The organism is Phenylobacterium sp., assembly GCF_044358365.1.
Classification (GTDB): domain Bacteria; phylum Pseudomonadota; class Alphaproteobacteria; order Caulobacterales; family Caulobacteraceae; genus Phenylobacterium.
The window spans coordinates 1-4,004 of sequence record NZ_JBIKNZ010000130.1; the positions used below are offsets into that span (position 1 = coordinate 1).

Annotated in this window: 3 protein-coding genes and 2 pseudogenes; 3 read left to right on the top strand and 2 right to left on the bottom strand. The window is 66.6% G+C overall.

Going from position 1 to position 4,004, the window contains the following annotated elements; all coding sequences use genetic code 11:
* From ACIQ3B_RS18230 to ACIQ3B_RS18240, 3 genes and pseudogenes are all read left to right on the top strand, one after another.
* A pseudogene (locus ACIQ3B_RS18230) lies at positions 1–104 on the top strand (IS5/IS1182 family transposase); the annotation flags it as partial.
* Positions 105–145: 41 nt separating this feature from the next.
* Complete coding sequence (locus ACIQ3B_RS18235; RefSeq protein ID WP_397405116.1) at positions 146–2,020, top strand: monovalent cation:proton antiporter-2 (CPA2) family protein; 1,875 nt, start codon at positions 146–148, stop codon at positions 2,018–2,020.
* 21 nt (positions 2,021–2,041) lie between these two features.
* Positions 2,042–2,995 (top strand): isopenicillin N synthase family dioxygenase, encoded by a 954-nt coding sequence (locus tag ACIQ3B_RS18240; RefSeq protein ID WP_397405118.1) that lies wholly within the window; start codon positions 2,042–2,044, stop codon positions 2,993–2,995.
* A gap of 3 nt (positions 2,996–2,998) precedes the next feature.
* On the opposite strand, the gene ACIQ3B_RS18245 is transcribed toward ACIQ3B_RS18240, so the two are convergent.
* Together ACIQ3B_RS18245 and ACIQ3B_RS18250 are read right to left on the bottom strand one after the other, a co-directional pair.
* The gene (locus tag ACIQ3B_RS18245; protein WP_397405120.1) at positions 2,999–3,649 is read right to left on the bottom strand and encodes a carbonic anhydrase; all 651 of its coding nucleotides are present in this window, start codon (positions 3,647–3,649) and stop codon (positions 2,999–3,001) included.
* Positions 3,649–4,004, bottom strand: a pseudogene (locus ACIQ3B_RS18250) (maleylacetoacetate isomerase); the annotation flags it as partial. The gene ACIQ3B_RS18245 and the pseudogene ACIQ3B_RS18250, both read right to left, overlap by 1 nt.

The following is a 4,004-nucleotide window of genomic DNA, read 5'->3' on the forward strand; positions in this document are numbered from 1 at the left end:
GACGCCTCAAGGACTGGCGGCGCATCCACACCCGATACGACCGATGCGCACACACCTTCATGTCCGCCATCGCTCTCGCTGCCACCGTCATCTTCTGGCTATGATCAATGAGTCCTGAGCCTAGGCCTTCACCATCGGAGTTCAAATGCACGCCGACACTCTGATGATCCAGGCGCTGGTCTATCTGACCGCCGGCGTGGTTTCGGTGCCGATCGCCAAGCGCCTCGGGCTGGGCTCCGTACTGGGCTATCTGATCGCCGGCGCCCTGGTGGGCCCCTACCTGCTGAACCTGGTGGGCGAGGCAGAGGATGTGATGCACTTCGCCGAGTTCGGCGTCGTGATCCTGCTGTTCCTGATCGGTCTGGAGGTGCGGCCTGCATTGCTCTGGCAGATGCGAACCTCGATCTTCGGGCTGGGCACGGCGCAGCTGGCGGTGAGCGGCGCGGCCATCGGCGCCGTGGTGCTGATGCTGGGCGCCGACTGGCGGGTCGCGCTGGCGGCGGGACTGATCCTGGCGCTCTCCTCGACGGCCATCGTGCTCCAGAATCTGGAAGAGAAGGGCCTGAGGCAGGGACCAATCGGTCAGGCGGCGTTCGGCGTCCTGCTGTTCCAGGATCTGGCGGTGATCCCGCTGTTCGCGCTGTTGCCTCTGTTGGCGGTCGGGGCCGCCAGCGTCGCCTCGGGGCACGAGGGCGTGCTGGGCGCACTTCCGGCCTGGATGCGGGTGCTGGCCAGCCTGGCCGCCGTGGCCGGGGTGGTGTTTGGCGGACGCTATCTGATCCGGCCTATCTTCCGCTTCATAGCTGCCGCCCGCCTGCGCGAGATCTTTACCGCCTCGGCCCTACTGATCGTGGTGGCGGTTGCGGCGCTGATGGAGCTGGTGGGGCTGTCGCCGGCGCTGGGCGCCTTCCTGGCCGGCGTGGTCCTGGCCGAGAGCGAGTTCCGGCGCGAGCTGGAAACCGACATCGAGCCGTTCCGGGGTCTGCTGCTGGGCCTGTTCTTCATCACTGTGGGCGCGGGCCTGAATTTCGCCCTGGTCGCCAGCGCGCCGGTGCTGATCATCTCCCTGGCCGTCGGCCTGATGGTGCTGAAATTCCTGACCATGTGGGGCGTGGGCCTGGCCTTCGGGCGCTGCCGCCGCGACGCCGCCACCATCGCCGTCTCACTGGCCCAGGGCGGCGAGTTCGCCTTCGTCCTGCTGGGCTTCGTGCAGGCAGGACGGGTGATGAGCGCCGAGCAGGCCGGGATCGCCACCGTGGTCGTGGCGCTCTCCATGGCGCTGACGCCCATCGCCTTCATGCTCTATGAGCGGCTGGTCCTGAACCGCGTCCAACTGTCGGATGAACCCGAACGGCTGGAGTTCGACGACGGTGCGCCCGACGTAATCGTGGCCGGCTTCGGTCGCTTCGGCCAGATCGCCACCCGCCTGCTTACGGCCAACGATTTCAAGGTGGTGCTGCTGGACAGCTCCATAGAGCAGATCGACCTGATCCGTCGTTTCGGCTGGCCGGTGCACTATGGCGACGCCACGCGCCTGGACCTGCTGCGCGCCGCCGGCGCCGACAAGGCCAAGCTGTTGCTGGTGGCCATCGATGAGAGAGACAAGGCGGTCGAACTGGTGCGCGCCGCGACGGAGTACTTCCCGAATCTGACCATTCTCGGTCGCGCCTACGACCGTCGTCACGCCTATGAGCTGCTGGAGGCCGGCGTTGACGGGGTCGAGCGGGAAACCTTTGAAAGCGCGTTGAACTTCGGCCGCAAGGCTCTGACGCGACTGGGCCTGTCAGACCGACGCTCGGCCAAGGCGGTTAATCTGTTCCGCGAGATGGACATCGCATTGTTCACGTCTCTGGCTCCGTCCTTCGGGTCCGGCGACGGCTACATCATGGCTACCCGTGACAGCCGCGCCACCATGGAGACGCTGCTGCGCGCGGAGATGCAGCGCCTCTCCAAGGAGGAGGCCGAGGACGCCGACAACGACACGGCCACCGAACAGCGCCGGCGACTGGAGGCCGGCTGAACGCCGGTGTAAAGGATCGGAATGAGCCAGTCCCCCGCGCCGCAGGACAGCATCGTCCCCGTCTCCTTCGAACTCTATGCGAAGGATTTCGCCGCCTTCACCCGGGCCCTGGGTGATAGTTTCGCTCGCTGGGGCTTCGCGGTGATCTCGGATCACGGCATGCCCCAGTCCAGGGTCGACGCCGCCCTTGAGGAAACCCGGGCCTTCTTCGCCCTGCCCGAGGCGGCCAAGCTGAAGTACAGGCTGCCGGTGCAGGGCCAGCGCGGCTACACGCCCTTCGGCGTCGAGACCGCCAAGGGCCACACCCACTACGATCTCAAGGAATTCTGGCACGTGGGCCGGGACCTGCCGGCTGGCCACCGGTTCCGTGATCACATGCCGGACAACGTCTGGCCTGACGCCGAGCTGCCGGACTTCCAGGCCCGGGTTGGCTGGCTCTACGGCGCGCTGGATTCCATGGGGCTGAAGGTGCTGGAGGCGGTGGCCGCCTATCTGGGCCTCGACCGACACTTCTTCGATCCCACCGTGGACTTCGGCAATTCGATCCTGCGGCTGCTGCGCTATCCGCCCGTTCCGAAGGATGGCCCGCACATCCGCGCCGGCGCCCACGAGGACATCAATGTCATCACCCTGCTGCTGGGCGCCGACGAGGCGGGCCTGCAGGTCAAGGATCACGACGGTCGCTGGATCGACATCAATCCGCCGCCCGGCAGCCTCGTCTGCAACATCGGCGACATGCTGCAGCGGCTCTGCAACCACCGCCTGCCGTCAACCACCCACCAGGTGGTCAACCCGTCGCCCGAGCGCCGCGGCTTCCCGCGCTACTCCACCCCATTCTTCCTGCACTTCAATTCTGACTACCGCATCGAGACACTGCCGAACTGCGTGGATGCCGCCCATCCGGACCGCTACCCCACTCCGATCACGGCGGATGAGTACCTTCAGGAGCGGTTGCGGGAGATCAAACTGGCCTGATCGTCAGACCTGATGCGGTAGCACCGAGCGATCCATCAACTGCGCCAGCTCCTCCGGCCCGCTGACAGAAACCCCCAGATCCGTCACCAGCCCGTTGCCCAGCGTGTAGACCCAGCCGTGCACCGACACGGCCTGGCCCCGCGCCCAGGCTTCACGCAGGAAGACGTCTGAAGCGACGTTCTTCACCTGACGGATCACGTTCAGCTCCACCAGCCGGTCCCACCTCGCCCGCTCGCCCGGCAGGGCGTCCAGTTCATGGCGGTGGTCGTGGTGCGTCTCGCGGATCGGGTGCAGCCAGTGGTCGACAAGGCCCCGGCGCTTGCCGTCGACCGCGGCGGCGACGCCGCTACAGCCATAGTGGCCGACCACCAGGATGTGCTTCACCTTGATCACGTCGACGGCGAACTGCAGCACCGACAGGTAGTTCGCATCCTGCGGCGGGGCCAGATTCGCGACATTGCGATGCACGAACAGCTCGCCGGGATCCAGCCCCACGATCTCATTGGCCGGCACGCGACTGTCGGCGCAGCCGATCCACAGGTACTCCGGCGCCTGCTGGCCCTCCAGTCGTTTGAAGAAGCCCGGGTCGACGGCGGTCTTGTCGGCCGCCCAGACGCGGTTCTTGGCCTTGAGGTCTTCTAGGGTCTTTGGCATCAGGCCTTGGCGTCCGGCTGGCGACTGGGGTGAGCGGCGGCAAAGGCCGGGTGCATGGCGGTCCGCTCGGCAACTCCGGCGATGGCGGGCCAGGGCGTCATGTCCACCTGGAAGCGGTTGGCGGAATAGACCTGCGGGACGATGCAGCAGTCGGCGATCGTCGGACTGTCACCAAAGGCGAACATGCCCGCATGCCGGGCGACCATCGGCTCAAGGGCGTCGAAGCCTTCGCGGATCCAGGGCTGGATCCATTCGCGCACCAGCGCCTCGTCGCCGACCCCCAGCGTTTTCAGGCGCGCGCCCACCCGGGTGTTGTTCAGCGGGTGAATATCGCAGGCCACGATATTGGCCATTG

What these genes read in the sequence shown, in the direction of transcription:
- ACIQ3B_RS18240 (WP_397405118.1), top strand. Translation starts at nt 2,042, where the DNA reads ATGAGCCAGTCCCCCGCGCCGCAGGACAGCATCGTCCCCGTCTCCTTC.
- ACIQ3B_RS18235 (WP_397405116.1), top strand. Translation starts at nt 146, where the DNA reads ATGCACGCCGACACTCTGATGATCCAGGCGCTGGTCTATCTGACCGCC.
- ACIQ3B_RS18245 (WP_397405120.1), bottom strand. Translation starts at nt 3,649, where the DNA reads ATGCCAAAGACCCTAGAAGACCTCAAGGCCAAGAACCGCGTCTGGGCG.